This window comes from Thermogutta sp., from assembly GCF_039793925.1.
Lineage (GTDB): Bacteria > Planctomycetota > Planctomycetia > Pirellulales > Thermoguttaceae > Thermogutta.
This window is the reverse complement of sequence record NZ_JBAMME010000157.1, coordinates 1-612: the sequence shown is the minus strand read 5'-3', so window position 1 is coordinate 612 and position 612 is coordinate 1. Positions and strand designations below refer to the sequence as shown.

Here is a 612-nt window from a genome sequence, read left to right as displayed (position 1 = left end):
GGGGACGGCTGACCGAACCGGCCCAGGCCAGCGCCAGGACTGGCGGCCGCCTACGGGTCGCTCCGGTTCCCTGGTCGTGCTCCTACCGTGGCTTTGCAGCAGGGAATCCCGGGACAGGTCCTTGGACAAGTTACGAGTGGCTGCTGACCAGCTCCTGGCTCTCGGTCCGGTGAGCGTTGTCGTGGCCGATGGCACCTCGACCCCTCGCATAGCCTCCAACCCAACGGAGCTCCACGCCACCTTGGCCTTGTTGCGTCAGGTCGAGGTGGTGAACTGGCAAAGTAAACTGCGACGCGAGTCTCAATGGCTTGGCCTTTACGGAACACGAGGAATAGACAGCGAGAATTTCCCCGAAGAGGTCGTCAGGGTCCGGAGACAGTTGAGAATCCTTCGCAAGAATCTCGCAGCCTATGCCCCGGGAAAGCGGGTCGCGTTTCTGGTGTGGGATGGTCTTGAAGTTAATCCGTTGGCGACGGGGAGTGCCCATGGCAGCCAGGAACGCGACCCTATCCCAACTTCCTGGCGGTTTTCCAACCTCGAGGAGATGCGCGGGATTGCGGAGCTCTGCGAGTCTTTGGGGGTTCCTCTCATCAGCCTTTTTCCCGGTTTCAT

1 protein-coding gene is annotated in these 612 nt (G+C 61.1%); it reads left to right on the top strand.

The window, feature by feature from the left end:
- Positions 1-136: 136 nt before the first annotated feature.
- On the top strand, positions 137-612 hold a 476-nt coding region (locus ABJK56_RS06255; RefSeq protein ID WP_347243806.1), incomplete at its 3' end, for a hypothetical protein.